The organism is Bradyrhizobium frederickii (assembly GCF_004570865.1).
Classification (GTDB): domain Bacteria; phylum Pseudomonadota; class Alphaproteobacteria; order Rhizobiales; family Xanthobacteraceae; genus Bradyrhizobium; species Bradyrhizobium frederickii.
On record NZ_SPQS01000003.1, the window covers coordinates 425,281 to 452,074 of the forward strand.

Annotated in this window: 27 protein-coding genes and 1 other RNA gene; 22 read left to right on the forward strand and 6 right to left on the reverse strand. The window is 65.2% G+C overall.

All coding sequences use genetic code 11. The features are described from left to right. Positions 1–6: 6 nt before the first annotated feature. Positions 7–525, reverse strand: a complete 519-nt coding sequence (locus E4K64_RS07520) for an SspB family protein (protein ID WP_135162942.1) — start codon at positions 523–525, stop codon at positions 7–9. Between the two features lie 114 nt (positions 526–639). Then, positions 640–1,005: a transfer-messenger RNA gene (gene ssrA, locus E4K64_RS07525) on the reverse strand. 242 nt (positions 1,006–1,247) lie between these two features. On the opposite strand from ssrA, the gene E4K64_RS41860 reads away from it, so the two are divergent. The 12 genes from E4K64_RS41860 (at position 1,248) to E4K64_RS07585 (ending at position 11,569) form a co-directional block, all read left to right on the forward strand. Then, complete coding sequence (locus E4K64_RS41860; RefSeq protein ID WP_430642479.1) at positions 1,248–1,484, forward strand: hypothetical protein; 237 nt, start codon at positions 1,248–1,250, stop codon at positions 1,482–1,484. Continuing rightward, positions 1,481–2,011, forward strand: coding sequence for a chromate transporter (locus tag E4K64_RS07535; RefSeq protein ID WP_135162943.1), 531 nt, complete (start codon positions 1,481–1,483; stop codon positions 2,009–2,011). Before E4K64_RS41860 ends, E4K64_RS07535 begins: the two co-directional genes overlap by 4 nt. A gap of 95 nt (positions 2,012–2,106) precedes the next feature. Then, positions 2,107–2,868, forward strand: a complete 762-nt coding sequence (locus E4K64_RS07540; protein WP_135162944.1) for a tripartite tricarboxylate transporter TctB family protein — start codon at positions 2,107–2,109, stop codon at positions 2,866–2,868. Between the two features lie 7 nt (positions 2,869–2,875). Next, complete coding sequence (locus tag E4K64_RS07545; RefSeq protein WP_167771864.1) at positions 2,876–4,390, forward strand: tripartite tricarboxylate transporter permease; 1,515 nt, start codon at positions 2,876–2,878, stop codon at positions 4,388–4,390. A 112-nt stretch (positions 4,391–4,502) separates the two neighbouring features. Continuing rightward, positions 4,503–5,486, forward strand: a complete 984-nt coding sequence (locus tag E4K64_RS07550; RefSeq protein WP_135162946.1) for a tripartite tricarboxylate transporter substrate binding protein BugD — start codon at positions 4,503–4,505, stop codon at positions 5,484–5,486. 187 nt (positions 5,487–5,673) lie between these two features. Beyond that, positions 5,674–6,468: a thymidylate synthase gene (locus E4K64_RS07555; protein WP_135162947.1), complete on the forward strand. Its 795-nt coding sequence runs from the start codon at positions 5,674–5,676 to the stop codon at positions 6,466–6,468. Between the two features lie 5 nt (positions 6,469–6,473). Next, the gene (locus tag E4K64_RS07560) at positions 6,474–6,959 is read left to right on the forward strand and encodes a GNAT family N-acetyltransferase (RefSeq protein ID WP_135162948.1); all 486 of its coding nucleotides are present in this window, start codon (positions 6,474–6,476) and stop codon (positions 6,957–6,959) included. Further along, positions 6,959–7,471 (forward strand): dihydrofolate reductase, encoded by a 513-nt coding sequence (locus E4K64_RS07565; protein WP_135162949.1) that lies wholly within the window; start codon positions 6,959–6,961, stop codon positions 7,469–7,471. The genes E4K64_RS07560 and E4K64_RS07565 overlap by 1 nt, the downstream gene beginning before the upstream one ends. Positions 7,472–7,624: 153 nt before the next feature. After that, the gene (gene hflK, locus E4K64_RS07570) at positions 7,625–8,761 is read left to right on the forward strand and encodes an FtsH protease activity modulator HflK (protein ID WP_135162950.1); all 1,137 of its coding nucleotides are present in this window, start codon (positions 7,625–7,627) and stop codon (positions 8,759–8,761) included. Next, entirely contained in the window at positions 8,758–9,654 is an 897-nt protein-coding gene (hflC, locus tag E4K64_RS07575; RefSeq protein ID WP_135162951.1) for a protease modulator HflC, read from the forward strand. Before hflK ends, hflC begins: the two co-directional genes overlap by 4 nt. Positions 9,655–9,726: 72 nt before the next feature. Continuing rightward, complete coding sequence (locus E4K64_RS07580; RefSeq protein WP_028137993.1) at positions 9,727–9,933, forward strand: DUF2065 domain-containing protein; 207 nt, start codon at positions 9,727–9,729, stop codon at positions 9,931–9,933. Between the two features lie 142 nt (positions 9,934–10,075). Beyond that, on the forward strand, positions 10,076–11,569 hold the full coding sequence (locus E4K64_RS07585) for a Do family serine endopeptidase (RefSeq protein WP_135162952.1): 1,494 nt from the start codon (positions 10,076–10,078) through the stop codon (positions 11,567–11,569). Positions 11,570–11,703: 134 nt separating this feature from the next. Here the strand turns inward: E4K64_RS07585 and serB are convergent, their stop codons facing one another. Next, the gene (gene serB, locus E4K64_RS07590) at positions 11,704–12,609 is read right to left on the reverse strand and encodes a phosphoserine phosphatase SerB (RefSeq protein ID WP_135162953.1); all 906 of its coding nucleotides are present in this window, start codon (positions 12,607–12,609) and stop codon (positions 11,704–11,706) included. Between the two features lie 11 nt (positions 12,610–12,620). Here serB and miaA point away from each other — a divergent pair, with 11 nt between their 5' ends. The 8 genes from miaA to E4K64_RS07630 all read left to right on the forward strand — a co-directional run bounded on the left by miaA (position 12,621) and on the right by E4K64_RS07630 (position 20,637). Continuing rightward, positions 12,621–13,577, forward strand: a complete 957-nt coding sequence (miaA, locus tag E4K64_RS07595; RefSeq protein ID WP_135162954.1) for a tRNA (adenosine(37)-N6)-dimethylallyltransferase MiaA — start codon at positions 12,621–12,623, stop codon at positions 13,575–13,577. Positions 13,578–13,906: 329 nt separating this feature from the next. Next, complete coding sequence (locus tag E4K64_RS07600; protein ID WP_135162955.1) at positions 13,907–15,682, forward strand: acetolactate synthase 3 large subunit; 1,776 nt, start codon at positions 13,907–13,909, stop codon at positions 15,680–15,682. Positions 15,683–15,706: 24 nt separating this feature from the next. Then, positions 15,707–16,249 (forward strand): acetolactate synthase small subunit, encoded by a 543-nt coding sequence (ilvN, locus tag E4K64_RS07605; RefSeq protein WP_028137987.1) that lies wholly within the window; start codon positions 15,707–15,709, stop codon positions 16,247–16,249. A 3-nt stretch (positions 16,250–16,252) separates the two neighbouring features. Further along, a complete protein-coding gene (locus E4K64_RS07610) occupies positions 16,253–16,948 on the forward strand; it encodes a class I SAM-dependent methyltransferase (RefSeq protein WP_135162956.1) in 696 nt (231 codons plus the stop codon). Positions 16,949–16,994: 46 nt separating this feature from the next. Continuing rightward, on the forward strand, positions 16,995–17,870 hold the full coding sequence (locus tag E4K64_RS07615; protein WP_135162957.1) for an EamA family transporter: 876 nt from the start codon (positions 16,995–16,997) through the stop codon (positions 17,868–17,870). 7 nt (positions 17,871–17,877) lie between these two features. Beyond that, complete coding sequence (locus E4K64_RS07620; protein ID WP_167771865.1) at positions 17,878–18,480, forward strand: LysE family translocator; 603 nt, start codon at positions 17,878–17,880, stop codon at positions 18,478–18,480. Positions 18,481–18,612: 132 nt separating this feature from the next. After that, positions 18,613–19,632 carry a ketol-acid reductoisomerase gene (gene ilvC, locus E4K64_RS07625; RefSeq protein ID WP_126255348.1) on the forward strand — a complete coding sequence of 340 codons (1,020 nt, stop codon included), beginning with the start codon at positions 18,613–18,615 and terminating at the stop codon, positions 19,630–19,632. A gap of 156 nt (positions 19,633–19,788) precedes the next feature. Next, positions 19,789–20,637, forward strand: coding sequence for an SDR family oxidoreductase (locus tag E4K64_RS07630; RefSeq protein ID WP_135162959.1), 849 nt, complete (start codon positions 19,789–19,791; stop codon positions 20,635–20,637). Between the two features lie 10 nt (positions 20,638–20,647). Here E4K64_RS07630 and E4K64_RS07635 read toward each other — a convergent pair whose 3' ends face one another. Next, a complete protein-coding gene (locus E4K64_RS07635; protein ID WP_135162960.1) occupies positions 20,648–21,268 on the reverse strand; it encodes a hypothetical protein in 621 nt (206 codons plus the stop codon). A 107-nt stretch (positions 21,269–21,375) separates the two neighbouring features. On the opposite strand from E4K64_RS07635, the gene E4K64_RS07640 reads away from it, so the two are divergent. Both E4K64_RS07640 and E4K64_RS07645 read left to right on the forward strand, forming a co-directional pair. Then, positions 21,376–22,029, forward strand: coding sequence for a TetR/AcrR family transcriptional regulator (locus tag E4K64_RS07640; RefSeq protein ID WP_235884571.1), 654 nt, complete (start codon positions 21,376–21,378; stop codon positions 22,027–22,029). A 345-nt stretch (positions 22,030–22,374) separates the two neighbouring features. Continuing rightward, the gene (locus E4K64_RS07645; protein WP_167771866.1) at positions 22,375–24,087 is read left to right on the forward strand and encodes a sulfatase-like hydrolase/transferase; all 1,713 of its coding nucleotides are present in this window, start codon (positions 22,375–22,377) and stop codon (positions 24,085–24,087) included. 323 nt (positions 24,088–24,410) lie between these two features. On the opposite strand, the gene E4K64_RS07650 is transcribed toward E4K64_RS07645, so the two are convergent. Beyond that, positions 24,411–25,970, reverse strand: a complete 1,560-nt coding sequence (locus tag E4K64_RS07650) for a glycine betaine ABC transporter substrate-binding protein (protein ID WP_135162963.1) — start codon at positions 25,968–25,970, stop codon at positions 24,411–24,413. Continuing rightward, on the reverse strand, positions 25,967–26,749 hold the full coding sequence (locus tag E4K64_RS07655) for an ATP-binding cassette domain-containing protein (protein WP_135162964.1): 783 nt from the start codon (positions 26,747–26,749) through the stop codon (positions 25,967–25,969). The genes E4K64_RS07650 and E4K64_RS07655 overlap by 4 nt, the downstream gene beginning before the upstream one ends. Positions 26,750–26,794 lie beyond the last annotated feature (45 nt).

A 26,794-nucleotide genomic window follows, 5' to 3' on the forward strand; every position in this document is an offset into this window, starting at 1 on the left:
CCTAGGTCATTTCTTGCGGAAACGATCGAGCCGCACCACCTCGGCGCCGCCCTGGCTCGGCGGGGTCGGCTCTTCCGCGGTCTCCGCCTTTTCAGTGGCGGCGGCGGGCACCGATACGGCCGATGGGGCGGGGGCCGCCGGCAAAGTCTCCGGCGCGACCTCGGCGACATCGGAGGTGTCGAACTGGAGGCCGAACTTCACGGACGGATCGAGGAAGCTCTTGATGGCGCTGAACGGCACCACCAGCCGCTCCGGAATGCCGCCGAAGGACAGGCCGACCTCGAAGCGGTCCTCGAGCACGGTCAGATCCCAGAACTGGTGCTGCAGGATGATCGTCATCTCTTCCGGATATTGCGCGAGCAGCCGTGGCGACAGCTTCACGCCCTCGGCCTTCGACACGAAGGTGATGAAGAAATGGTGCTCGCCGGGCAGGCCATGGGCAGCGGCATCGGTCAGCACCTTCCGCAGCACGCCGCGCAGCGCGTCGCGGGCCAGCACATCGTATCGGATATGATCGGTCGCCATGGTGGTCCTGTTGCGTCCCCGAAGCCGGACCCTACCGACTCGACTCGCCAAGCCGCAACAATATCGCGCCCGACGGGCCAGCAGGAGTCCCCCGCCGGAGAAGAAAGAAAGGCAAGTGGAGGCTTCTGTTGCCAGGTGCCTCCGAACCCCGCCTAACGGAGCTTAACCCGTTAGGACTTTAAGATGGTCTTTCAAACTGCGTTACGCAGCCTGAGCAACCGGAGCAAAGTTGTCGTTGGCAACTATTGCAGTAGCCCGATAACGGCGGAACAATACCGGGAAAAAGTACGCCCTTTACGCCCTCGTCGATCCTATTTCGCCCCCGCCAAAGCCCGCTTCCGGATAGTCGGTTGGTGGGCTTTGGTGGAGGCGCCGGGTACCGCCCCCGGGTCCGAATGGTTTATTGCGACGACCGTTTATTTCCATAGCCGGCGAACCGGCACCCCCAATATAGGGCGCAAGGGTTTCGAAAAACAGGGGTTTTGCGCGCCTCTCCCAAGGTTCTCTTTGGATAGGTTCCGCACCGAGGCGGGCCTGATCTTGGCCGCGTCGGCGCCGGCGGTCTAAGCTTCTGAGATGTCCGAGGATTCAGCACCGGCCGGCCACCAATCGGATCGACTGCCGGATCATCCGGCGGCGAGCGTTGCTCCGCCCGGCCTGCTGGAACTGTTTCTGGCCTTCGCCAGGATGTCGCTGGCCGGTTTCGGCGGGGCGACCTCGACGTGTTGCGCCGCAGCCTGGCCGGCATCTCCTGCGCGGCCGTCGGTCTCCTGATCGCGGTGGTCTTCCGCATGATGACGCCGCTGCTAAAGCGGACGGACCCTCTCGCGCTGATCCTGATGCTCGGTGTGTTCCTCGCCATCGGCCTGCTTCGCCTGCCGCTTCAGGCGGTGCTGCTGGTCGCGATCCCCGTGAGCATCGGCGCCGCTTATATCCTGCGACGGAAAGTAGCAGCATGAACGCCGAAAGCCCGATCTGGGCGCTGATCGCCATCTTTGGACTGATGTCGCTGTTCGCGGTCGGCGGCGCCGCTGCGGCGGTGCCCGAGATGCATCGCATCGCGGTCGAGGTGAATCACTGGATGACCGACAAGCAGTTCACCGATGCCTATGCGATCGCGCAGCTCTCGCCAGGTCCGAACGTGCTTATCGTGACGTTAATCGGCTATGCCGTTGCCGGCATCCCCGGCGCGCTGGCGGCGACGCTGGCGATGTGCCTGCCGACGGCGCTGCTTGCCTATTATGTCAGCCGGCTCCTGGATCGGCCCGGCCAATCGCGCTGGCCCGGCTTGATTCAGGCTGCACTGGTTCCGCTCTCGATCGGATTGATGGCGGCGAGCGCCCTGATCCTAGCCCAGTCGACCGATCGCACAATTGCTGCACTGCGTCTGACCGCAATGGTTGCGCTGATCGCATCGATCTCGCGCATCGATCCCCTGTGGCTGTTGCTTGCCGGCAGGCTGTTGGGTTTTGCTGGCATTGTGTAATGAAAATCGCTAGGCAATGATCCGGGCGGGGGATCCAGTTCCAGCCGATTTAGAACAACAGTGCTCGTGACTTACGGGTCGCGGAGGAGACATGCATGGCCGACACGATGGGCCACTCAGCGACGGCCACCCGAAATACCCGGTTGGCGCTCGGCTTCTGTCTGCTGGCGATTGCGCCGCAGATCTTCGAATTGATCTGGTCGATCGGGACGATCTTCGGCTGGGGGGCCGGCCGCGGCCCGGGGACGGTGCTCACCAGCCACGTGACCGCGTTGCTCGCTGGCGCGCCCAGTGCGATCTTCGGATCGTTCGGCGGCGGCACCAAGAAGATGTCGTCCGAAGTGCTGCTGGCCCTGATCTATACCTATCCGCTGCTGGTCGTGGCGATCCTCACGCTGTTCATGACGGTACGGTCGGCGCAGGACTATGTCGGCGGCGTCGTCCTGATGGCGGTTGCTCTGTTCGCGCTGTGGGCGGGAAGCGATCTGCAGGGCATGCGGGGCTTCTCCTTCGGCGCCGGCACCGCGCCGCGCATGTTCAGCGGACTGCTGGTTGCCTTGTCCGCGGCCATCGCCCTGACCGGTCTTCTGACCGATGGGCCGGCGATGGCCCATTATTCCTGGCGAGGACCGCTGTTCGTGGTGGCCGCGATCCTGTTCTTCGCGCTGGCGATCCGGCCGCTCGGCGTCGTGGTCACGGCCTTCATCAGCTTCATGATCGCGGCGACGGGCTCGCAGGAGACGCGCTGGCGTGAAGCGGTCATCGTCGGTGCCTGCCTGACGCTGGGTTGCGCGATCCTGTTTCCCTACGTGCTCGGCCTGCCGATGCCGATGCTTCCGCGTTTCCTGATCCAGTGAGGCTGTGATGGATATCTTTGCCAACCTCGCTCACGGTTTTGCCGTCGCACTCTCCCCGATCAACCTGCTGATGTGCCTGATCGGCGCCCTCGTCGGCACGCTGGTCGGAGTGCTCCCGGGCATCGGCACCATCGCGACGGTCGCGATGCTGCTGCCGATCACCTTCGGACTGCCGCCGGTCGGCGCCTTGATCATGCTCGCCGGCATCTATTACGGCGCCCAATATGGCGGCTCGACCACGTCGATCCTGGTCAACATACCCGGGGAGGCGACGTCCGTTGTCACCGCCATCGACGGCCACCAGATGGCGAGGCAGGGCCGCGCTGGCCCGGCGCTGGCGATCGCCGCGATCGGCTCGTTCTTCGCCGGCTGCGTCGCGACCGTGCTCATCGCCGTGCTCGGGGCGCCCCTGACCAAGCTGGCGCTGGCGTTCGGTCCGGCGGAGTATTTCTCGCTGATGGTGCTCGGCCTGATCTTTGCGGTCGTGCTGGCCAAGGGCTCGGTGCTGAAGGCGATCGCGATGATCGTGTTCGGCCTGTTGTTGTCGATGGTCGGCTCGGACATCGAAACCGGCGCCTCCCGCATGGCCTTCAACATTCCGGAACTCGCCGACGGCCTCGGCTTTGCGACGGTGGCGATGGGCGTATTCGGCTTTGCGGAGATCATCCGCAATCTCGACGCCGGCGCCGAGATGAGCCGCGACCTCGTGCAGCAGAAGATCACCGGCCTGATGCCGACGAAGAAGGATCTGATCGACTCGACGCCCGCGATTCTGCGCGGCACCGTGCTCGGCTCGATCCTCGGCATCCTGCCCGGCGGCGGTGCGACGATTGCATCATTCGGCGCCTATACGCTCGAAAAGAAGCTCGCCAGGGACCCGTCGCGGTTTGGCCGCGGCGCGATCGAGGGCGTGGCGGGGCCGGAGAGCGCCAACAACGCCGCCGCGCAGACCTCCTTCATTCCGCTGCTCACGCTCGGCATCCCGCCGAACGCGGTGATGGCGCTGATGGTGGGCGCGATGACCATCCACGGCATCGTGCCGGGCCCGCAGGTGATGCAGAAGCAGCCGGACCTCGTCTGGGGCATGATCGCCTCGATGTGGATCGGCAATCTGATGCTGATCATCATCAACCTGCCGCTGGTCGGAATCTGGGTGCGGCTGCTGCGCGTGCCCTACCGGCTGATGTTCCCCTCGATCGTGATCTTCTGCGCGATCGGGATCTATTCGGTGAACAACGCGCCAGTCGACGTCATCCTCGCCGGCGTGTTCGGTCTCGTCGGCTACTGGCTGATCAAGCACGATTTCGAGCCGGCACCTCTGCTGCTCGGCATGGTGCTGGGACCGTTGATGGAGGAGAACCTGCGCCGTGCGCTGCTGATCTCGCGTGGCGACTGGAGCGTGTTCCTGACGCGTCCGTTGTCGGCAGTGCTGCTGGCGGTCGCGGCCGGCCTCCTCGTCCTCACCGTGCTGCCGTCGCTCCGATCGAAGCGCGACGAGGTGTTCACCGAATCCGAGAATTGACCACCGCCTGCGTCGGCACGCCGCATTCGGAAGTCGAATCGACTTGTGTGACGGCTTCGTGAAATGAAAATGCCGGCCCTTGTGGCCGGCATCTTGTCCCGGGGGAAACGATATGACTTCCATTCGCACGCTCACTTCGGGCGCATGTGCCGTAGCGCTTGCATCGCTGTGCATCTTCACCGCGCCGGCGAAGGCTCAGACCTACCCGACACGCAGCATCACCATGATCGTGCCGTTTGCGGCAGGCGGTCCGACCGACGTCGTCGCGCGCATCGTCACCGGACACATGGCGCAGACGCTCGGACAGAGCGTCATCATCGAGAACGTGGTCGGCGCCGGCGGCACCACCGCGACCACGCGCGCCGCGCGCGCGGCCAATGACGGCTATACGCTGATCACCGGGCACATGGGCACGCACGCCGCCTCGGTGCCGCTCTATCCGAAGCTCGCCTATCATCCCGAGAAGGATTTCGAGCCGATCGCGCTGCTCGCAGGCACGCCGATCCTGATCCTGGCGCGCAAGGATTTCCCGCCCAAGGACCTGAACGAGTTCGTGACCTACGTGAAGGCCAACGCCGAGAAGGTGAACGCGGCGCATGCCGGCGTCGGCTCGGTCTCGCACGTCTCGTGCGAGCTCCTGCACTCGATCCTCGACGTCAAGCCGGTCAGCGTGCCCTTCAGCGGCACCGGACCTGCGATGAACGCGCTGGTGGGGGGGCAGGTCGACTACATGTGCGACCAGATCGTCAACGCCGTGCCGCAGATCAACGCCGGCACCATCAAGGCCTATGCGATCGCAACACCGCAGCGCAATCCGTCGCTGCCGAACGTGCCGACCACGGCGGAAGCCGGCCTGCCGAAATTCCAGGCCCAGGCCTGGAATGCGATGTTCGCGCCCAAGGGAACTTCGGCGGCGATCGTGGCCAGCCTGAACGCTGCGGCCAGCAAGGCACTCGACGACGAGACCGTGAAGAAGCGCCTGCTCGAGCTCGGCAGCGTCATTCCCACGGCCGCAGAGCGGACGCCGGAGGCGCTGGCCACCCTCGTCAAGAACGAGATCGCGAAGTGGACCCCGGTGCTCAAACCGGCAACTTAGGCAATGCGATCAAGCTGATAGGCAGAAGGGCGGGACGCAGGTTCCGCCCTTGTCGTTTGTGCCGGGACCGCTCATTTTTCCGGGTATAATCGCCACAGACAGCGAATCGCTGCTGTCGCAGCATGGGGGCGGCCGCTAACTTCGCCGCCTCCCCCAGAGGCTGCCGTCTTCCTAAGGTTTTTGGCATATGCACCAGTATCAGGACCTGCTCGAGCGGATTCTTTCAGACGGGGCCGAGAAGACCGACCGGACCGGTACCGGCACGCTTTCCGTGTTCGGCCACCAGATGCGGTTCAATCTATCCGCCGGCTTCCCGATGCTGACCACCAAGCGGCTGCCGCTGAAGGCGATCGTGCACGAGCTGTTGTGGTTCCTGAAGGGCGACACCAACATCAAATATCTGCGCGACAACGGCGTCACCATCTGGGACGAATGGGCGGACGCCAATGGTGATCTCGGCCCGGTGTACGGCCATCAATGGCGCTCCTGGCCCACGGCCGACGGGCGCAGCATCGATCAGATCGCCAATGTCATCGACATGATCAAGCGCACTCCCGATTCCCGCCGGCTGATCGTCACCGCCTGGAATCCGGCCGACGTCGAGAAGATGGCGCTGCCGCCCTGCCACCTGCTGTTCCAGTTCTATGTCGCGAACGGCAAGCTGTCGTGCCAGCTCTACCAGCGTTCGGCCGACGTCTTCCTCGGCGTGCCCTTCAACATCGCCTCCTATGCGCTGCTCACCATGATGGTGGCGCAGGTCACCGGGCTGAAGCCCGGCGACTTCGTGCACTCGCTCGGCGATACCCATCTTTATTCCAACCATCTGGAGCAGGCGAAGCTCCAGCTCACCCGCGCGCCGCGCGCACTGCCGCTGATGCGTATCAACCCTGATGTAAAGGACATCTTCTCCTTCCGCTTCGAGGATTTCGAGCTCGTCGGCTACGATCCGCATCCGCACATCAAGGCGGAAGTCGCGGTCTAGCGCAGATGTCGTTGGCCATCCGTCGTGCCCAGGCTGGAGAAGCCGGCCTCGTTCTGTCCTTCATCCGCGAGCTTGCCGAATACGAAAAGCTGTCGCACGAAGTGGAGGCGACCGAGGCTGACATCAACGACGCGCTGTTCGGTGAAAGGCCGCAACTCTATTGCGCGATCGCCGAATGGAACGGTGAGCCGGTCGGCTTTGCGGTGTGGTTTGCGAATTTCTCCACCTTCAGCGGTCGCCACGGCATCTATCTCGAAGATCTCTACGTGCGGCCGTCGCATCGGGGCAGGGGCCTCGGCAAGGCGCTGCTGGTCCATCTCGCGAAGGAATGCGTCGACAACGGCTGGGCGCGCCTGCAATGGGCGGTGCTCGACTGGAACGCGCCGTCGATCGCGTTCTACAAGTCGCTCGGCGCCGTCATGATGGACGACTGGACGCTGTGCCGCGTCACCGGACCGGCGCTGACGCGGCTTGCCGGGAGCTCTGCCTGATGGAGATCGTGTTCGTCGTCGCGATCGCGGAGAACGGCGTCATCGGCGCGGGCAACGCGATGCCGTGGCGATTGAAATCCGACATGGCGCACTTCAAGGCGCTGACCATCGGCAAGCCCGTGATCATGGGCCGCAAGACCTTCGAATCGCTGCCCCGTCGTCCCCTGCCGGGCCGCACCAATATCGTGATCACGCGCGATCCGGCTTATCGTGCCAACGGGGCCATCGTCACGACGTCGGCCGCGGATGCGGACGCGGTTGCGCGCGGGGATGCCCTGCGGCGTTCGGCCACTGACATCGCGGTGATCGGCGGCGCCGAGATCTTCCGGCAATGGCTCGATCGCGCCGATCGCCTCGAAATCACCGAAGTCCATGCACGGCCCGAAGGGGATACGCATTTCGACATCGACAAGGGGGAATGGGACGAGGTTGACCGGATCCGCCACCCTGCCGGTCCCAGCGACAGCGCCGACTTCTCCTATGTGACATATCGTCGGCGGCGCGGCCATTAACCGCTTTCGTCAATGTTTACATTGACTTTTTCGTGCCCGAGCATAGCTCGGAAGACGATCAGGGCTGCGTTGTAAGGGACCTGCCTGTCCCCTATAAAGCCGGACCGGACAAAGCGGGCGGGGGCAATTCCACCCTGCCGAGGAGAGCGTCGAATGCCGTGGAAGAATCAGGGCGGTGGCCCATGGGGCTCGGGTCCAAAGGGACCATGGGGCTCAGGCCCGCAACCGGTCGGGCCGAGGCCGCCGGATCTGGAAGACCTTCTGCGGCGCGGCCAGGACCGCCTCCAGCAGATCATGCCGGGCGGCTATTTCTCCGGCGTCGGCATCACGCTGATCGTCCTGCTCATCATCGCGTTCTGGCTGCTGTCGGGCTTCTTCCGCGTGCAGTCCGAAGAGCTCGGCGTCGTGCTGCGCTTCGGCAAGCATGTCCGCACCGTGCAGCCGGGCCTGAACTATCATCTGCCCTATCCGATCGAAACCGTGCTGCTGCCCAAGGCGCTGCGCGTCAACACCATCTCGATCGGCATGACGCTGATCGACGATCCGGCGCGGCGCGGCCGTTCCATCCGTGACGTGCCGGAAGAGAGCCTGATGCTGACCGGCGACGAGAACATCGTCGACGTCGATTTCACCGTGCTGTGGCGCATCAAGCCTGATGGCGTCGGTGACTTCCTCTTCAACATCCAAAATCCCGAGGGCACCGTGAAAGCGGTCGCCGAAAGCGCGATGCGCGAGGTGATCGGCCGGTCGCAGATCCAGCCGATCCTGACCGGCGCGCGCAACGTCACCGAGCAGGGCGTGCAGGAGCTGATCCAGAGGACGCTGGACACCTACGGCGCCGGCATCCAGATCAGCCAGGTGCAGATGCAGAAGGTCGACCCGCCCGCGCAGGTGATCGACGCCTTCCGCGACGTCCAGGCGGCGCGCGCCAATCTCGAGCAGCTGCAGAACGAGGCGCAGACCTACGCCAACCAGGTCGTGCCGCAGGCACGCGGACGGGCGGCGCAGATTCAGCAGGCCGCCGAAGGCTACAAGGAGCAGGCGGTCGCCGAGGCCAAGGGCCAGAGCGCGCGCTTCCTGAAGGTTTACGACGAATACAAGAAGGCGCCCGACGTGACGCGTGAACGGATCTATCTGGAGACGATGGAGCGCGTGCTCGGCGGCGCGGACAAGCTCGTCTATGACGGCGGCGCCTCGGGCCAGGGCATCGTGCCCTATCTGCCGCTGGGCGAGTTGACCAGCAAGCGGCCGCCTACCACCGGGCAGCCCTCGAGCGGAGGCAGCCGATGAGGTCTCCGGTCACAGGTTTCGTCACCCTGCTCGCGCTCCTGTTCGTCGCGGTCCTCGGCTACATGTCGCTGTTCACGGTGCAGCAGACCGAGCAGACCATCGTGCTCCTGTTCGGCCGCCCCGTCGACGTCGTCACCGCGCCCGGCCTGCACTTCAAGGCGCCGTGGAATTCGGTGATCAACATCGACAAGCGGATTCTCGACCTGGAGAACCCGTCGCAGGAAGCGATCGCGTCCGACCAGAAGCGGCTCGTGGTCGACGCATTCGCGCGCTACCGCATCAAGGATGCGCTGCGCTTCTATCAGAGCATCGGCTCGATCCAGGCTGCCAACATCCAGCTCACCACGCTCCTGAACGCGGCACTGCGCCGCGTGCTCGGCGAAGTCACCTTCATCAATGTGGTGCGCGACGACCGCGAGAAGCTGATGCAACGCATCCGCGACCAGCTCGATCACGAGGCCGACGGCTACGGCATCCAGGTCGTCGACGTCCGGATCCGCCGCGCCGACCTGCCGGAGCAGAACAGCCAGGCGGTCTATCAGCGCATGAAGACCGAGCGCGAGCGCGAAGCGGCCGAGTTCCGCGCGCAGGGCGGCCAGAAGGCGCAGGAGATCCGCTCCAAGGCCGACCGTGAGGCGACCGTGATCGTCGCGGAAGCCAACTCGCAGGCCGAGCAGACCCGCGGTGTGGGCGATGCCGAGCGCAACCGCCTGTTTGCGGAAGCCTACAGCAAGGACGCCGACTTCTTCGCCTTTTACCGGTCGATGACCGCCTATGAGAACGGCCTGAAGTCGAGCGATACCCGCTTCCTGCTGCGGCCGGACTCCGATTTCTTCCGGTACTTCAGCAACCCGTCCGGCAAGATGGCAACCGATACGCCGGCGAAGCCGTAAGCGAGACTGAGGGCGGCAGGTCTGGCCGCCCTTCGTCCAGACAAGAACAGCACAACGGGAGGTTCCAATCCGATGAGGTCCATTGCGTTCGCCGACTTCCTCATCGGCTTGGGCATCCTGTTCGTGCTGGAGGGCCTGATGTTTGCGGCGAGTCCGAACTGGATGCGCAAAGCCATGAAGAGCGCCATCGCCACGCCGGATAACATCCTGCGGGCGGTCGGGATCGGCTCGGCCGTGGTCGGCCTGGTCCTGATCTGGGTTATGCGGCGTCCGGTCTAGACCTCGCACCAACGCCAAAGTGAAGCCGAAGGACCGGTTTTTCGCCGTATTATCGGGCTCTTGAGGCCCGTTAAGCTCCGTGCTTGCGCCGTCCCCCCGTTCGAGCGCAGTCTGGACCGAATCCTTTTCTCTGGAGATACCAATGCCCGCTGCCAACATTGCCCCGACCCGCTTGCGTTTAGGGCTGGCCGCGCTCGTCGTCAGTGCTTTCAGTGCGTTCGGCACGCCGGCCCAGGCGCGCGGACCGGATGGCATCGCCGACGTCGCCGAGAAGGTGATCGACGCCGTCGTCAACATCTCGACCTCGCAGACCGTGGAGGCCAAGGGCGGCGGCAACACCATGCCGCAATTGCCGCCCGGCTCGCCCTTCGAGGAGTTCTTCGACGATTTCTTCAAGAATCGCAGGGGCCCTGGCGGCGGCAGCAAGGGCGGCGACAACGGCAGCGCCCCGAAGAAGACCAACTCGCTCGGATCCGGCTTCATCATCGACACCGCGGGCGTCGTCGTCACCAACAATCACGTCATTGCGGATGCCGACGAGATCCACGTCATCCTCAACGACGGCACCAAGATCAAGGCCGAACTGGTCGGCGTCGACAAGAAGACCGACCTCGCCGTGCTCAAGATCAAGCCGCCAAAGCCGCTGGTCGCGGTGAAGTTCGGCGACAGCGACAAGCTGCGGCTCGGCGACTGGGTGGTCGCGATCGGCAATCCCTTCAGCCTGGGAGGCACGGTCACCGCCGGCATCGTTTCGGCCAAGAATCGCGACATCTCCTCAGGGCCCTACGACAGCTACATCCAGACCGACGCCTCCATCAACCGCGGCAATTCCGGCGGTCCGCTGTTCAATCTCGACGGCGACGTCATCGGCGTCAACACGCTGATCATCTCGCCCTCCGGCGGCTCGATCGGCATCGGCTTCGCCGTGCCGTCGAAGACGGTCGTGGGCGTCGTCGATCAGCTGCGCCAGTTCGGCGAGCTGCGTCGCGGCTGGCTCGGCGTGCGTATCCAGAGCGTCACCGACGAGATCGCCGAGAGCCTCAACATCAAGCCCGCGCGCGGCGCGCTGGTCGCCGGCATCGACGACAAGGGCCCGGCCAAGCCCGCGGGCATCGAGCCCGGCGACGTCGTCGTCAAGTTCGACGGCAAGGACGTGAAGGATCCGAAGGATCTCTCTCGCGTCGTTGCCGACACGGCGGTCGGCAAGGAGGTCGACGTCGTCATCATCCGCAAGGGCCAGGAGCAGACCAAGAAGGTCACCCTCGGCCGCCTCCAGGATCCCGAGAAGGTGCAGGCCGCGGTGAAGACCGACGAGCCGGCGCCCGAGAAGCCGGTGACGCAGAAGGCGCTGGGCCTCGATCTCGCCGCGCTGAACAAGGATCTGCGCACGCGCTACAAGATCAAGGACAGCGTCAAGGGCGTGGTCGTCACCAATGTCGATGCCAATTCTGACGCCGCGGAGAAGCGCCTCTCGGCCGGAGACGTCATCGTCGAGGTCGCGCAGGAAGCGGTGTCGAGCGGTGCTGACATCCAGAAGCGGGTCGATCAGCTCAAGAAGGACGGCAAGAAATCAGTGCTGCTGCTGGTCTCGAATGCCGAGGGCGAGCTGCGCTTTGTGGCGCTGAGCGTGCAGTAGCCGCAAGTACGGTCTCGTAGGGTGGGCAAAGGCGCTCTTGCGCCGTGCCCACGCTCTCTTGCTGTAATGGATAAAATTGGTGGGCACGCTTCGCTTTGCCCACCCTACGGCTGCTGGGCGAGCAGCAAGAGCGGTTACCCCTCCACGAACTCGTCCCGCCGGTACCCCTGCGCATAGAGCAGCGCGGTGAGATCGCCATGATCGATCCGCGCAGCTGCCGCAGCAGCCACAGCCGGCTTGGCGTGATAGGCGACGCCGAGCCCCGCCGCCTGGATCATCGCGAGATCGTTGGCGCCGTCGCCGACCACGACCGAGTCGATGTCGTCGAGATCGAACGACTCCATCAGGTCGACCAGCGTGGCAAGCTTGGCCGCGCGCCCCAGAATCGGCTCCTTCACCTCGCCGGTGAACTTGCCGTCGCGCACGACGAGCTCGTTGGCGCGGTTCTCCTGAAAGCCGATCCTGGCGGCGACCGCGGTCGTGAACAGGGTGAAGCCGCCGGAGACGAGGCAGGTATAGGCGCCGTGCTTGCGCATCGTCGCGACCAGCTCGCGGCCGCCCGGGGTCAGCGTGATCCGCTTGGCCAGCACCTCGTCGACCGCGCTGGCGGGCAGGTCCTTCAGCAGCGCGACGCGCTCGCGTAGCGCCGGCTCGAACTCGATCTCGCCGCGCATGGCGCGTTCGGTAATGGCGGCCACATGCGCCTTCACCCCGACGAAATCGGCGAGCTCGTCGATGCATTCCTGGCCGATCATGGTGGAATCCATGTCGGCGAGAAAAAGCTTCTTGCGCCGGGCGCCGACTGGCTGCACGACGATGTCGATGGGCAGGTCGCCGCGAAGCTCGCGGAGCCGCTGCTCGATGGCGTGACGGTCGGGTTCGAGGTTACTGTCGGCGCCGAACGGGATATCGACCGCGACCCCGTCGAACAGCCAGTGCGCGGGTGCCGCCTGCGGCAGCACGGCGCGGGCGCCGTCGACGATGGTCGTATCGAGCGCGGGATTGTCGGGGTTGCAGATCAGCGTGGCGACGAGGGACATTTGAGGGTTTCGTGAGCGAGGAGCAAGTCGGCAGAAGGCCTGTTGGCGAGGCCGTGCTTATCGCAGGCCCGACCGCCAGCGGCAAGTCGGCGCTGGCGCTGGAGCTCGCGCTCGCCACCGGCGGCATCGTCGTCAATGCCGATTCCATGCAGGTCTACCGCGACCTGCGCATCATCACGGCACGGCCGACACAGGACGAGGAGGCGCGCGCTCCGCACCGTCTCTACGGGCATGTCGATGCAGCCGTGAATTTCTCGGCCGGGGCCTGGGTGGCCGACGCGGCAAAGGCGCTCGAGGAGGCGCGTGCGCAAGGCCGCCTGCCGATTTTCATCGGCGGCACCGGGCTCTATTTCAAGGCGCTGACGGCCGGGCTCTCCGTGGTGCCGCCAATTCCTGCCGAGGTGCGGGAGGACGTGCGCGCGCGGCTGGAACGGAACGGTGCGGAGGCGCTGCACGCGGAATTGGCGCGTCGCGATCCGCACGCCGCCGAGCGATTGAACCTGCGCGATCGCACCCGGATCGCGCGTGCGCTCGAAGTGGTCGAGGCGACCGGCCGTTCGCTGCTCGACTGGCACCGGGAGGGCCAGCCTCCGCTGCTGCCGAAGGACAGTTTTCGCGCGGTGTTTCTCGCGCCCGAGCGCGACGCGCTCTACGCACGGATCGACGCCCGTTTCGATGCCATGCTGGCCGCCGGCGCGTTGAAGGAGGTCGAGCGGCTCGCCGCCAGGCAGCTCGATCCGCTGCTGCCGGCGATGAAGGCTCATGGCGTGCCGGCCCTGATCCGGCACTTGCGCGGCGAGTTCAGCCTGGAGCAGGCCGCCACCATCGGCCGCGCCGACACCCGCCACTATGCCAAGCGGCAATTCACCTGGTTCCGGCATCAATTGCCGGAGTTCGAATGGGTCAAGCCGGAGGAGGCGAGGCGATGGCTCGCTGCGATTGTGGACGCGGTCCGCCACCGCGGCTGACGCGCTTTTCCGTCCGGGTTCCCCAATTTACTTCTCGCCGAACCCGGGGAACACCGCTACACTGCCAAAATCGCGCGCGGACGGCCGCATTGCCTTGACATCCAGGCTTTGGCCGCTATGTTCGCGCAACCTTTGGGAAGCCGAGCGCCTGCCATGCGTAACATTATTACCAAACTCCTTATCGCCGTCGTACCCAGGCACACCGCCGGGGATGGCTAGCTGCCATCCACAAGACAGGCGGTGTGCATGGGCCCTCTTCGGGGCCTTTTTTATTTCCTGAACCCGACACGAACGAAGCCGCTGACAACAGCGCATCCGGAGCAAGCCAAATGAGCGACAAGAGCCACAATCCGAACCAGATGACCGGCGCCGCGATGATCGTTCGCGCGCTCATCGATCACGGCGTGACCGACATTTTCGGCTATCCCGGCGGCGCCGTGCTTCCGATCTATGACGAGATCTTCCAGCAGAGCGAGGTCCAGCACATCCTGGTCCGGCACGAGCAGGGCGCGGGCCACGCCGCCGAGGGCTATGCGCGCTCGACCGGCAAGCCGGGCGTCGCGCTGGTGACCTCCGGCCCAGGCGCCACCAACATGGTGACGCCGCTGACCGACGCGCTGATGGACTCGATCCCGCTGGTCTGCATTTCGGGCCAGGTGCCGACGCATCTGATCGGCAACGACGCGTTCCAGGAATGCGACACTGTCGGCATCACGCGCCCCTGCACCAAGCACAATTGGCTGGTGCGCGACGTCAATGATCTTGCCAAGGTGCTGCACGAAGCCTTCTACGTCGCGACCTCCGGCCGTCCCGGCCCGGTGCTGGTCGACGTTCCCAAGGACGTGCAGTTCGCGACCGGCACCTATCATCCGCCGCGCAAATCCGACGTGCACCGCTCCTATGCACCGCGCGTGAAGGGCGATGCGGCGCAGATCCGCAAAGCGGTGGCGCTGCTGGCCAATGCCAAGCGCCCCGTGATCTACAGCGGCGGCGGCGTCATCAATTCCGGCCCCGAGGCGACCAGGCTGTTGCGCGAGCTGGTCGAGGTCACCGGCTTCCCGATCACCTCCACGCTGATGGGTTTGGGAGCGTACCCGGCCTCGGGCAAGAACTGGCTCGGCATGCTCGGCATGCACGGCACCTACGAGGCCAACATGACCATGCATGATTGCGACGTCATGCTGTGCGTCGGCGCGCGCTTCGACGACCGCATCACCGGCCGCGTCGACGCGTTCTCCCCTGGCTCGAAGAAGATCCACATCGACATCGACCCGTCTTCGATCAACAAGAACATCCGCGTCGACGTGCCGATCATCGGCGATTGCGGCAATGTCCTCGGCGACATCCTCCAGGTGTTCAAGGCGGAGGCGAAGAAGCCGGACATCAAGTCGTGGTGGCAGCAGATCGCGCAATGGCGCGCCCGCAACTCGCTCTATTACAAGAAGAGCAGCGACGTCATCCTGCCGCAGCATGCGATCCAGAGCCTGTTCGAGGCCACGCGCGGCAGGGACACCTACATCACCACCGAGGTCGGCCAGCACCAGATGTGGGCGGCGCAGTTCTACGGCTTCGAGGAGCCGCATCGCTGGATGACGTCGGGCGGTCTCGGCACCATGGGCTACGGCCTTCCGGCCGCGGTCGGCGTGCAGGTGGCCCATCCCGACAGTCTCGTCATCGACATCGCAGGCGACGCCTCGGTGCAGATGACGATGCAGGAGATGTCGACGGCGGTGCAGTACGAGCTGCCGATCAAGATCTTCATCCTGAACAACCAGTACATGGGCATGGTGCGGCAGTGGCAGCAGCTGCTGCACGGCAACCGGCTGTCGCATTCCTATTCGGAGGCGCTGCCGGATTTCGTCAAGCTCGCGGAAGCCTATGGCGCCGTCGGCCTCCAGGTGCACAAGCCCGGCGATCTCGACGGCGCCATCCAGGAGATGATCTCGGTCAAGCGCCCCGTGCTGTTCGACTGCCGCGTCGCGGCGCTCGAAAACTGCTTCCCGATGATTCCGTCCGGCAAGGCGCACAACGAGATGCTGTTGCCGGAGCAGGCCAATGACGAGGCGACCGCGAAGGCGTTCGCCGGCGGCAAGGCGCTGGTGTGACGAGCGACATTTGAGGGGACGACAATGAACCAGCCCGCATCCGCCTATTTCATCGAAGAGCGCCACGATCCGAACGAGACGCACACGCTCGCGGTGCTCGTGCAGAACGAGCCGGGCGTGCTCGCGCGCGTCATCGGCCTGTTCTCGGGCCGCGGCTACAACATCGAAAGCCTCACGGTCTCGGAGACCGAGGCCCAGAAGCATCTGTCGCGCATCACCATCGTTACCACCGGCACGCCGATGGTGATCGCGCAGATCAAGAACCAGCTCGACCGCATGATCCCGGTCTATCAGGTCGTCGACATGACCCAGACCCGGCGCTCGATCGAGCGCGAGCTCGCGATGGTGAAGGTGCGCGGGCAGGGCGAGCATCGCGTCGAGGCGCTCAGGCTCGCGGATGCGTTCCGTGCCCGGGTGATCGACGCCACGACCGAGAGCTTTGTGTTCGAGATCACAGGCAACACGGACAAGATCAACCAATTTATCGACCTGATGCGCCCGCTCGGCCTCGTCGAGGTGTCGCGCACCGGCGTTGCCGCGATCGGCCGCGGGCCTGAAGGGATGTGAACCATGCTGGCGCGCGACTGGTACTATAACGAGCGGAACCGGATGGGGATCGAGCCCGCGGTGGCCTCGATCTACGACGCCCACGACGATGCCGATCTGCGGGCGCGCGCCGCACTGAAGATGCTCGGAGTCCAGCGCGGCTGGCGCATCGCCGACATCGGCTGCGGCAACGGCGTGCTGGCGACCGAGGCGGCGCTGTTGGGCGCCGAGGTCGACGCCATCGACATCTCGCCGGCGATGCTGGCGCTCGCCGAGATCTACGCGCGCGATCGCAAGGCAAAGGTCGCGACCCAGTCCGCCGGCCTGCTCAGCTTCGCCTATCGGCCGGAGTCCTACGATCTCATCGTCAGCGAATTCACGCTGCACCATTTGCCGGATTTCTGGAAGGCAGTGGCGATGTCACGGATTTTTCGCGCGCTCAAGCCGGGATCAACGTTCTACCTGCGCGACATCGTCTACACCGCGATGCCCGACGCAATCGAGCGCGACGTCGAGCAATGGGCCGACTTCCAGATCAAGAACCACGATTTCGCGCGCGAAAGCGTGGTGACGCATATGCGCGACGAATATTCCACCTTCGGCTGGGTGATGGAGCGGATGCTGACCGACGTCGGCTTCACGCTGGTCTCGGCCGATTACCACGCACCGATGCACGGCACGTATCTGCTGCGCAAACCAAAGGCCGGCGAGCAAGGCTAGACGAATAACAACAGGGCTGCACGACAGGGCAGAACCGAGAACAACAATGAAGCCGGCCGATATCCTCATCGCCATCCTGGTGGCGATCATCTGGGGGCTTGCCTTCGTGGCGAGCCGGATCGCGCTCGACGAGCTTTCGCCGGAGCTGATGACGGCGCTGCGCTTCGCCATTGCCGCGGTGCCATGCCTGTTCATCCGCAAGCCCAAGATCGCCTGGTCGCTGCTGATCGCGATCAGCTCCACGTTGTTCCTCGGCCAGTTCCTGAGCCAGGCCTATGGCATCGCTCACGGCGTGCCGGTCGGGCTGACCAGCGTCGTGGTGCAGAGCCAGGCGCTGTTTACGATCGGTTTTGCCGCGATCGCCTTTGGCGAGCGTCCGACACCGATGCAGACGCTCGGCATCGGTATCGCTGCGATCGGCCTGCTGATGATCTGCGGCACCGTCGGCTACGATTTCAGCGTCGCTGCGTTTGCCGTGCTGATGATCTCGCCGCTCAGCTTTGCGGTCGGCAATCTGCTGCTGCGCAGTGCCCGCGGCGTGCCGATGTTCGACCTGTTCGCGTGGCTGTGCCTCGCCTCGGCCGTGCCGCTGTTCGTGCTGACGCTGATCGCCAACGGCGCGGCGCCGACCTGGATGTCGCTGAGCCGGATGTCGCTGACATCAGCTCTCTGCATGCTGGCGCTTGGCGGCATCTCCACCAGCATCGCCTATTGGCTGTGGGGCCGATTGCTGCGCGACTATCTCGCCGCGCAAGTGGTGCCGTTTGCACTGCTGGTCCCGTTCGTCGGCTCGGCCGCCTCCAGCATCGTTTTCGGCGAGCGGTTCGGACCCTTGCGGCTTGCCGGCATGGTGACCGTGATCGGCGGTATCGCCGTGATGGTGCTGGCGAAGCGGCCACAAGTCCTTGCGAAGACGGCGTGAGGTGAGCATGTCCCAGTCGCTGCTCTATGCCTTCCTCATCTTCATGGTCGTGATGTATTTCACGCCCGGGCCGAACAACATCATGCTGCTATCCTCGGGCCTGACCTACGGCTTCCGGCGCACCATTCCTCACATCGTGGGCATCGTCCTCGGCTTTGCCTTCATGGTTGCAGCTGTCGGCCTCGGGCTCGGCTCCGTGTTCCTGGCCTATCCGATCCTTCAGACCGTCCTGAAATATGCCGGTGCCGCCTACCTGATCTATCTTGCCGCCGCGATCGCCATGTCCGGCCCGGCCAGGCCGGGGGAGGGGGATGGCCGCGGCCCGATGACCTTCTGGGGCGCGGCGATGTTCCAATGGATCAACGCCAAAGGCTGGGTGATCGTGATCGGCACCATCACCGCCTATGCGGCGATCGCCCAATTCCCGCTCAATATCGCGATCCAGACCCTGATCAGCCTGATCGTCGGCACCGTCTCGACCGTGGTCTGGGCCCTGTTCGGCTCCGCGCTGCGGCCGGTCCTGACCTCGGAGCGGCTGGTCCGCGCCTTCAATATCCTGATGGCGATCCTGCTGCTGGCCTCCCTCTACCCCGTTTTCGTGGATGCATGATGTCGCGGATTTCCATGCAGAAACGGGTTTCCCTCAGGGCTGAAAATGCTCTAGACAGCCCTCGAAATCCGCAAATTTCACCCTTCGGACATTGACCATTGGCCGATTTCGGCCCTGAACGAGGAAACGACCATGCGTGTTTATTACGATCGCGACGCCGACCTGAACCTGATCAAGGGCAAGAAGGTCGCCATCGTCGGCTATGGCAGCCAGGGCCATGCCCATGCGCTCAATCTGAAGGATTCCGGCGTCAAGGAAGTCGCCATTGCGCTGCGCAAGGGGTCGGCCTCGGCCAAGAAGGCGGAAGCCGCCGGCTTCAAGGTGCTGGAAGTTGCCGAAGCCGCCAAATGGGCCGACCTCGTCATGATGCTGACCCCGGACGAGCTCCAGGGCGACATCTATCGTGAGCACCTGCACGACAACATGAAGAAAGGCGCCGCCCTGGTGTTCGCGCACGGCCTCAACGTCCATTTCAACCTGCTCGATCCGCGCGCCGATCTCGACGTGCTGATGATCGCGCCGAAGGGCCCCGGCCACACCGTGCGCTCGGAATATCAGCGCGGCGGCGGCGTGCCCTGCCTGATCGCGATCGCCAAGGACGTCTCGGGCAACGCCCATGACCTCGGCCTGTCCTACGCCTCCGCCATCGGTGGCGGCCGCGCCGGCATCATCGAGACCACCTTCAAGGAAGAGTGCGAGACCGACCTGTTCGGCGAGCAGGTGGTGCTCTGCGGCGGCCTGGTCGAGCTGATCAAGGGCGGCTACGAGACGCTGGTCGAAGCCGGCTACGCGCCGGAGATGGCCTATTTCGAGTGCCTGCACGAGGTGAAGCTGATCGTCGACCTGATCTACGAAGGCGGCATCGCCAACATGAACTACTCGATCTCCAACACCGCCGAGTACGGCGAGTACGTCACCGGTCCGCGCATCATCACGGACGAGACCAAGAAGGAGATGCGCAAGGTTCTGGCCGACATCCAGGGCGGCAAGTTCGCCCGCGACTGGATGCTCGAGAACAAGGTCAACCAGACCTCGTTCAAGGCGACCCGCGCCAAGCTCGCTCAGCACCCGATCGAGGAAGTCGGCGCGAAGCTGCGCGACATGATGCCCTGGATCAAGAAGGGCGCGCTGGTCGACAAGAGCAAGAACTAAGTATTTGTGCCCCGGACGCAGCGCAGCACGTTGGTGCTGCGCTGCTGATCCGGGGTTCATTGTGGCTCTGGGTCCCGGCTCTGCGCTTCGCTGCGCTTGTCCGGGACACCGCCAAGAATCCAAGGCATGATCGCGGGCACCTGAGGGAGGGAGACCATGCGATCTGTCGTCATCACCGGTGCGTCCACCGGCATCGGCTGGGCTACTGCAAAATTCCTGATCGGGCGCGGCTATCGTGTCTTCGGCAGTGTTCGTAAGCAGGCCGATGCCGAGCGGCTCAAGGCCGAGTTCGGTGTCAATTTCACGCCGCTGCTGTTCGACGTTACCGACGAAGCCGCAGTCCTCGCGGCTGCGCGAGAAGTCCGCGAGGCGCTGGGCGGGCAGACGCTGGCCGGCCTCGTGAACAATGCGGGCGTCGCGGTCGCCGGTCCCGTGCTCGAATTGTCGGCCGACGATTTTCGCCGCCAGATGGACATCAACGTCATCGGCCCCGTCATCGCGACGCAGGCGTTCGGGCCGCTGCTCGGCGCCGATCCCTCGCTGAAGGGGCCGAAGGGGCGGATCGTGATGATCAGCTCGGTCGCGGGCAAGAACGGCAATCCGCTGTCGGCGCCCTATTGCACCTCCAAGCATGCCATCGAGGGATTGTCGGAAAGCCTGCGCCGCGAATTGATGCTGTTCGGCATCGACGTCATCATCGTCGCTCCCGGCGCAGTGAAGACGCCGATCTGGAGCAAGGCCGAACAGATCGACCTCTCCGTCTACCAGAACTCGCCCTATCTGCCGGCGCTGAACAAGGTCATGGCCTTCATGATGGACCTCGGCGCCAAGGGCCTGCCGGCCGAGCGGATCGCCGAGATCGTGTTCGAGGGGCTGACGGCGGCGAGCCCCAAGGTGCGCTACCAGATCACGCCCGACCCGATGCGCCACCTGATCGCGGCCGTGCTGCCGAAGCGGATGCTCGATCGCATCATCGCCAAGCGGCTCGGGTTCCTGCCACAGTAAGGCAGGCGCTTCAGCCCGCCGCAACGGTCTGCCCGCGCGGATGGCGTGCCATCGCGATCATGCGCAGCGCCAGCACGATCAGGAGCGGAATCAGGAACGCGGCATAGAGCGGCATCGCCGGCACGCGCTTGCCGAACGACACCAGGAACTGAAACCAAAGATAGTAGCCGCCCACCAGGTGCAGCGTCCGCCAGGCGCGGAGGCCGATCAGCGCAGCGGTGCGGTCGAACGAGGTCGCGCTCATGACAATGATGACGACATAGCCCAGGCCACCGAAGATGTAGGAGACGACCGAGGTTGCTTCCGCAAAGCTGGCAGGATCCATCCAGGCGAAAACAACGATCGCGGCCGCGTGGATGGCGTGGGAGGTCGCAAAGCTGAGGCCGAGATAGCGCCGGTTGCGGCGCTGCCAGCGGGTCCAGGCATTGGGCCACAGCCGCGCCAGCGCCGCGGCGCTGAAGGCGAGGCAGAACAGCGTGAGCGAGCTGCGCGCCGTGAAACGGATCACCATCTGCACGCCCTCGACCTCGAACTGCCGCATCGAGGCGATCCAGAGGCTGAGGACGATCAGGCTCAACGAGAGGGTGGCAAGCAGCCGCCAGCCTTCGAGCCAGCCTTGACGTTGCGACATGGTGATCTCCCTTCGTTATGTAATCATCGATTACATTGCAGGGCGTCGGACTGGTCAATGGTGTAATCACTGCTTACATTCACGTTCGGGTGATGCTAGAAGCGCCTATGTCCGCTCGTCAGCCCTCCAAGCCGCGTGCCCGCCGCCCCACGGCCCAAGCCAAGCCCTATCACCATGGCGACCTTCGCCGCGTCCTGATCGATGCTGCGCTGCAGCTCGCGGCGGAAGGCGCGGAGGTTTCAGTCCGCGAGGCCGCGCGCCGGGCCGCGGTGTCCCCCGGTGCGCCATTCCGGCACTTTCCGAACCGCGATGCCCTGATGGCGGCAGCGGCGGCGGAGGCACAGCGGCGCTTTCGTGCCGAGATCGAGGCGGCGCTGAGCGAGGCTCCGGCCGCCGGCCCGCTCGCTCGTTTCCGCGCCTTCGGGCTCGCTTACCTGCGCTGGGCGATGCGCAATCCCGCCCATTTCGAGATCATCTCCACCGGCCGCTATTTCGCCCACGGCAGCTCCGCCGACTTGAGCCGCGACAATGCCGAGCTGATCGCGCTGACCGAGGGGCTCCTGGCCGAGGCGGCGGAAGAGGGCCTGCTGCGACCGGCCGACCTCAAGCAGGTCCAGATCGCTGGCCGCGCGCTGGTCTACGGCTTTGCCCGGATGAATCTCGACGGCCATTTTCCGCGCTGGGGCGTCGAGGAAGGCGAGATCGAGCGGATGGCGGAAGCAATGCTCGACCTGTTCATTGCCGGGATCGCGAAATCCTGACGCGCAGCAACCGCCGCTGGACCCTCATGGTGAGGAGGCGCGCAGCGCCGTCTCGAACCATGAAAGCCCCGGTCCGGGCCTCGCCCTTCGAGACGCCCGCTTCGCGGGCTCCTCAGGGTGAGGAGATGGAGTTGGGCAAGCGGGCACTCGAAACGTGGGGCACCTCGTCGCCGCCCACCGGGATGAAGCGAAGGTCGGATCACGACGCGCGTTGCCTGTCCTTGACCGTTCCGTTACAGTTTTATGACACGGTGCAGGCTTCCGGCTGCGCCGGAGGCCTTGGTCGTTTTCGGGCCGGCCAGACGGCTTGGCATCACCGCACCGGACCAGAGTTGCGTGTCCTCGATGGCGTCCGCGCCCAATCCAAGTCCTTCTGCCACCACCGCCGTGCTGGCGAGCGTTGCCGCGCTTGGCATCTGGCGGCTGCTCGCCGTTGCCACGCCGCACCTTGCCGCCCTCGCCCTGATGTACCAGACCGAGACCGATTTCGGCTCGCGGCTCTCGTTCGCGCTGGCCTGGGGCATCCTCAATTTCTTCTGGATCACATTGCTGCGCCGGCCGGCGCTCTCCGGCGCGCTGTCGCTGACCATGGTGGTCGTGCTGGTGCTGCTGTCGCGGCTGAAGCACGACGTCGTGCAGATGACGGTCAACTTCATCGACCTGATGATGATCGACCGCGACACCGTCGCGTTCCTGTTCACGATCTTCCCGAATTTGCGCTGGTCGGTGATCCTGGCCGGCCTGGTCACGCTGCCGCTGATGTATGCGCTGTGGTGGCTCGATCCGTTCCGCATCCGCCGCCTGCCCGCGCTCGCCTGCAAGCTGGCCTGCCTCGCCGCGCTGGTCGGCTATTCGCTCTATCATCCTGACGAGGCCTGGCGCGGCTATTACGACGACGGCTATCTGTCGAAATTCTTCCGCTCCGGCGTCAGTTCGGTCTCCGACTTCGTGCAATACGGCTTCATGGAATCGGCCGCTGCGACCAATGAGCGTCTCAACATGCCGCTGGTCGATTCCTGTCACCCCGCCGGGCGCCGGCCGAACATCATCATGATCCATGATGAATCGAGCTTCGACATCCGCGCCGCCCGCGGCATCAAGGTGCCGCAGGGCTATGGCAGCCACTTCAAATCCTGGGACGGCAAGCAGCGCACGTTCCTGGCCGAGAGCAATGGCGGGCCGAGCTGGTTCACCGAATATAACGTGCTTGCGGGGCTGTCCTCGCGTTCGTTCGGCCGCTTCGCCTATTTCGTGACACGCATCGCCTCGAACCGCGTCGAGCGCGGGTTGCCGCTGGCGCTGCGCCGCTGCGGCTACGACACGATGTCGCTTTATCCCGCCCATGGCGGCTTCATGGCGGCCCGCAGCTTTCAGATGACGACCGGCATCGAACGCTTCCTCGATTCGAAGGATCTCGGCGCCAAGGATGTCGAGCCCGACAGCTTCTTCTACGACAAGGCGCTGCAGCTGATCGGCCAGCAGCCGCCCAACAAGCCGCTGTTCACCTTCATCTATCTCGGCGCCAATCATTTCCCCTGGGAGACGCGCTTTCGTCCCGAGTTGCTGCCGAACTGGCGCGCGCCGGGCAACGCCGCCTCCATCGACGAATATCTGCGCCGGCAGGCGATGAGCGCCGAGCAGTACAAGGCGTTCGTCGCGGGGCTGAAGAAGAAATTTCCGGGCGAGCCCTTCCTGATCGTGCGTTACGGCGATCATCAGCCGGAGTTCGCGCCTGGTATCCTCGAGCCCGGGCTCGACGAGGGCGCTCTCGGCAAGAAGCTCGACGCCTACGATCCGCGCCTCTATGCGACCTATTACGCGATCGACGCCGTCAATTTCGAGCCGGTCAGAAGCGAGGCCGTGATGGAGACGATCGACGGCCCCTATCTGCCGCTGGTCATCCAGGAGGCCGCGGGCATCCCGCTCGACCCGTCCTTTGCCGAGCAGAAGGAGATCATGCTCCGCTGCAAGGGCGCCTTCTACGCCTGCAAGGACGGCGCCGAAGCGCGGCGACTGAACCGCCTGCTGATCGACGCCGGGATGATCCGGGGGCTGTAGTCCCGATTGCTCCGTCATCCAGACCATCGCTTGTAGGGTGGGCAAAGCGACTCCGCCGTAGCTCGAAGAGCGAAGGCGGAAGCGTGCCCACCACCTCCCGCGCTTATCCAGAGATGGTGGGCACGGCGCTGACGCGCCTTTGCCCACCCTACGAATTCCGCGCCACTCTCTAACCGTCACCCTGAGGCGGCCGCCCCTTCGGCGGCCCTCGAAGGGCGACGGCCCGGCGGGAGCCGCATCGTGGCCGTTCATCCTTCGAGGCTCCCGATGGGGCGCTCTGCGTCCCATCACTCGCGCCTCAGGATGACGGTCTTGCGGCGAATCTACTGTTTGCCCACCTTTTCCCACAGCCACTTCGCCACCACGTCCGGCGACGAATTCGCGTCGTTGCCGCTGGCGCGCAAATTTGCGTCACGCATCGTGGCGATGTCGATTTTGCCGAGCAGCGGCTTGAGCGCGGCCTGCAACCGCTCGTCGCCGGCGCGCTTCGGCGCGAGCAGAAGGATCGCGTCATAGGGCGGGATGGCCTGCCTGGGATCGTCGAGCACGACCAGGTCATATTTCGCGATCAGGCCGTCGCTGGTGTAGCCGGCGATGACGTCGACCTCGCCGCTGGCGACCGCCGCATACATGAAGTCCGGCTGCATCTGGCGCTGGGCGCGGAACGAAAGCCCATAGGCTTTCTGCAGCGCCGCCCATTCCGGCCGTGAGAAGAATTCGTAGTCGCCAGCGATCGACATCGTCGATGCGTGCGCGGCGAGATCGGTAATGGTGCGGATGCCAAGCGCCTCGGCCCGTTTCTTCGGCAGCACCAGCGCATAGGCATTCTCGAAGCCGAGCTCGCCGAGCAAAGTGATGTTGTCCTTCGCCAGCGCGGTCTTCAGCTCCGCGATCAGCTCGGCGCGCGGCTTGATGTCGGTGCGATGCAGCTGGTTGGCCCACAGCGTGCCGGAATAATCGACACAGAGATCGATGTCGCCGGCCTTCAACGCCCCGAAGATCACGCTGGAGCCGAGGCCCGAGCGCGCCGTCGCGGAGAGGCCGGCGGCCTGCAGCCGGTCCCTGAGCAGGGCCGACAGCACATATTGCTCGGCGAATGTCTTGGCACCGACGACATAGCCCTGCGACGAGCGCCCCATCGACGGCACCAGCGTGGCGGCGACCAGCGCTGCGATGCCGGCCGCGCCGAGCACGGAGCGGGCGCGGCTGCGCTGGCGCAGGCCGCCCTCGATCAGGCCGAGCAGCTGATCGACAGCGAGTGCCAGCAGGGCCGAGGCAAGGCAGCCGAACAGCACGAACACCCAGTTCTGGGTCTGAAGTCCGGCAAAGATGTAATTGCCGAGGCTGGTCTGCCCGATCGGCGTCGACAGCGTCGCGGTGCCGATCACCCACACCGCGGCGGTGCGGATGCCCGCCATCATCACCGGCAACGCCAGCGGCAGCTCGACCATGATCAGCGACTGCCGTGCGGTCATGCCGACGCCCTTGGCGGCCTCGATCAGGGCGGGATCGATGCCGTTGAGCCCGGTGATGCCGTTGCGCAGAACCGGCAGCATCGAATAGAGCGCCAGCGCCAGCATCGCCGGCAGGAAGCCGAAGGCCGAGAAGGACACGCCGAACCAGGCCAGCGTCACCGACGCCGCCAGCAGCAGCAGCGGATAGAACAGCGCGAGCAGCGCCAGACCCGGCACGGTCTGCACGATGCTGGCGATCGCGAGCAGGACGGCTCGCGGCGCCGGGTGGTTGCGCGTCAGGATCGCCAGCGGCAGGCTGACGGCGAGACCGAGCGCGAGCGCGGCAAGGCTCACCCGCACGTGGTTGCCAAGATAATCGGGCAGATGCGCCAGCGCCTCGCCCCAGCGTGGATCGGCAAGGACGCTCATGCCGCACCGCCCTGCGGCAGCAGCGCGTTCAGCCGTTCGACCTGGCGGCGCGGCGTGCGCAACAGCTCCAGCACGTAAGCGTCGCCGCTCGTCGACAGCTCGGCAGGCGTGCCCTGGGCGAGCAGCTTCCCGCCGCGCATCACCGCGATGCGGTCGGCGAGCAGGATCGCCTCGGTCATGTCATGCGTGATCATCACCGTGGTCAGGCCGAGCTTGCGATGCAGCGAACGATAATCGTCGCCAAGTGCATCGCGGGTGAGGGGATCGAGCGCACCGAAGGGCTCGTCCATCAGCACGATGCGAGGCTTGGCGGCAAGCGCCCGCGCCACGCCGACGCGCTGGCGCTGACCGCCGGAGAGCGCCGCCGGCAGGCGGTCGCGATGCGCATCGCGGTCGAGCTGCACGAGCGCGAGCAGCTCGTCGACCCGCGCGGCGATGCCCGCCGCCGGCGCGCCCAGCAATCTGGGTGTGATCCCGATATTGTCAGCTACGCTCAAATGCGGAAACAGCCCGCCGCTCTGGAAGACGTAGCCGATCCGGCGCCGCAGCGCGACCGGATCGACGCCTCGCACGTCCTCGCCCTCGACACTGATGGTGCCGCCATCGGCCTCGATCAGCCGGTTGGCGAGCCGCAGCAGCGTCGTCTTGCCAGAGCCCGAGCCCCCAACGATGGCCACAAACTCGCCTTCGGCGACGTCGAGCGACACGCCGTCGACAGCCCTGAGCGAGCCGAAGCTCTTGGTGACGTGGGAATAGCTGATGGCCGGTTTGGAAGGCATTCGATGCAGCTCATTCGTCATTGCCCTCCCCCTCCAGGGGAGGGG

Bases quoted from the DNA above. Each gene is read 5' to 3' on its own strand.
- E4K64_RS07635 (WP_135162960.1), bottom strand. From the start codon at position 21,268: ATGTCGCAACGTCAAGGCTGGCTCGAAGGCTGGCGGCTGCTTGCCACC.
- E4K64_RS07560 (WP_135162948.1), top strand. From the start codon at position 6,474: ATGTCGTTGGCCATCCGTCGTGCCCAGGCTGGAGAAGCCGGCCTCGTT.
- E4K64_RS07580 (WP_028137993.1), top strand. From the start codon at position 9,727: ATGAGGTCCATTGCGTTCGCCGACTTCCTCATCGGCTTGGGCATCCTG.
- ilvN (WP_028137987.1), top strand. From the start codon at position 15,707: ATGAACCAGCCCGCATCCGCCTATTTCATCGAAGAGCGCCACGATCCG.
- E4K64_RS07645 (WP_167771866.1), top strand. From the start codon at position 22,375: ATGGCGTCCGCGCCCAATCCAAGTCCTTCTGCCACCACCGCCGTGCTG.
- E4K64_RS07550 (WP_135162946.1), top strand. From the start codon at position 4,503: ATGACTTCCATTCGCACGCTCACTTCGGGCGCATGTGCCGTAGCGCTT.
- E4K64_RS07600 (WP_135162955.1), top strand. From the start codon at position 13,907: ATGAGCGACAAGAGCCACAATCCGAACCAGATGACCGGCGCCGCGATG.
- ilvC (WP_126255348.1), top strand. From the start codon at position 18,613: ATGCGTGTTTATTACGATCGCGACGCCGACCTGAACCTGATCAAGGGC.
- E4K64_RS07555 (WP_135162947.1), top strand. From the start codon at position 5,674: ATGCACCAGTATCAGGACCTGCTCGAGCGGATTCTTTCAGACGGGGCC.
- hflC (WP_135162951.1), top strand. From the start codon at position 8,758: ATGAGGTCTCCGGTCACAGGTTTCGTCACCCTGCTCGCGCTCCTGTTC.
- E4K64_RS07640 (WP_235884571.1), top strand. From the start codon at position 21,376: ATGTCCGCTCGTCAGCCCTCCAAGCCGCGTGCCCGCCGCCCCACGGCC.
- E4K64_RS07610 (WP_135162956.1), top strand. From the start codon at position 16,253: ATGCTGGCGCGCGACTGGTACTATAACGAGCGGAACCGGATGGGGATC.
- serB (WP_135162953.1), bottom strand. From the start codon at position 12,609: ATGTCCCTCGTCGCCACGCTGATCTGCAACCCCGACAATCCCGCGCTC.
- E4K64_RS07630 (WP_135162959.1), top strand. From the start codon at position 19,789: ATGCGATCTGTCGTCATCACCGGTGCGTCCACCGGCATCGGCTGGGCT.
- hflK (WP_135162950.1), top strand. From the start codon at position 7,625: ATGCCGTGGAAGAATCAGGGCGGTGGCCCATGGGGCTCGGGTCCAAAG.
- E4K64_RS07520 (WP_135162942.1), bottom strand. From the start codon at position 525: ATGGCGACCGATCATATCCGATACGATGTGCTGGCCCGCGACGCGCTG.
- E4K64_RS07615 (WP_135162957.1), top strand. From the start codon at position 16,995: ATGAAGCCGGCCGATATCCTCATCGCCATCCTGGTGGCGATCATCTGG.
- E4K64_RS07535 (WP_135162943.1), top strand. From the start codon at position 1,481: ATGAACGCCGAAAGCCCGATCTGGGCGCTGATCGCCATCTTTGGACTG.
- E4K64_RS07565 (WP_135162949.1), top strand. From the start codon at position 6,959: ATGGAGATCGTGTTCGTCGTCGCGATCGCGGAGAACGGCGTCATCGGC.
- E4K64_RS07540 (WP_135162944.1), top strand. From the start codon at position 2,107: ATGGCCGACACGATGGGCCACTCAGCGACGGCCACCCGAAATACCCGG.
- E4K64_RS07585 (WP_135162952.1), top strand. From the start codon at position 10,076: ATGCCCGCTGCCAACATTGCCCCGACCCGCTTGCGTTTAGGGCTGGCC.
- E4K64_RS07545 (WP_167771864.1), top strand. From the start codon at position 2,876: ATGGATATCTTTGCCAACCTCGCTCACGGTTTTGCCGTCGCACTCTCC.
- E4K64_RS07655 (WP_135162964.1), bottom strand. From the start codon at position 26,749: ATGCCTTCCAAACCGGCCATCAGCTATTCCCACGTCACCAAGAGCTTC.
- E4K64_RS07620 (WP_167771865.1), top strand. From the start codon at position 17,878: ATGTCCCAGTCGCTGCTCTATGCCTTCCTCATCTTCATGGTCGTGATG.
- E4K64_RS07650 (WP_135162963.1), bottom strand. From the start codon at position 25,970: ATGAGCGTCCTTGCCGATCCACGCTGGGGCGAGGCGCTGGCGCATCTG.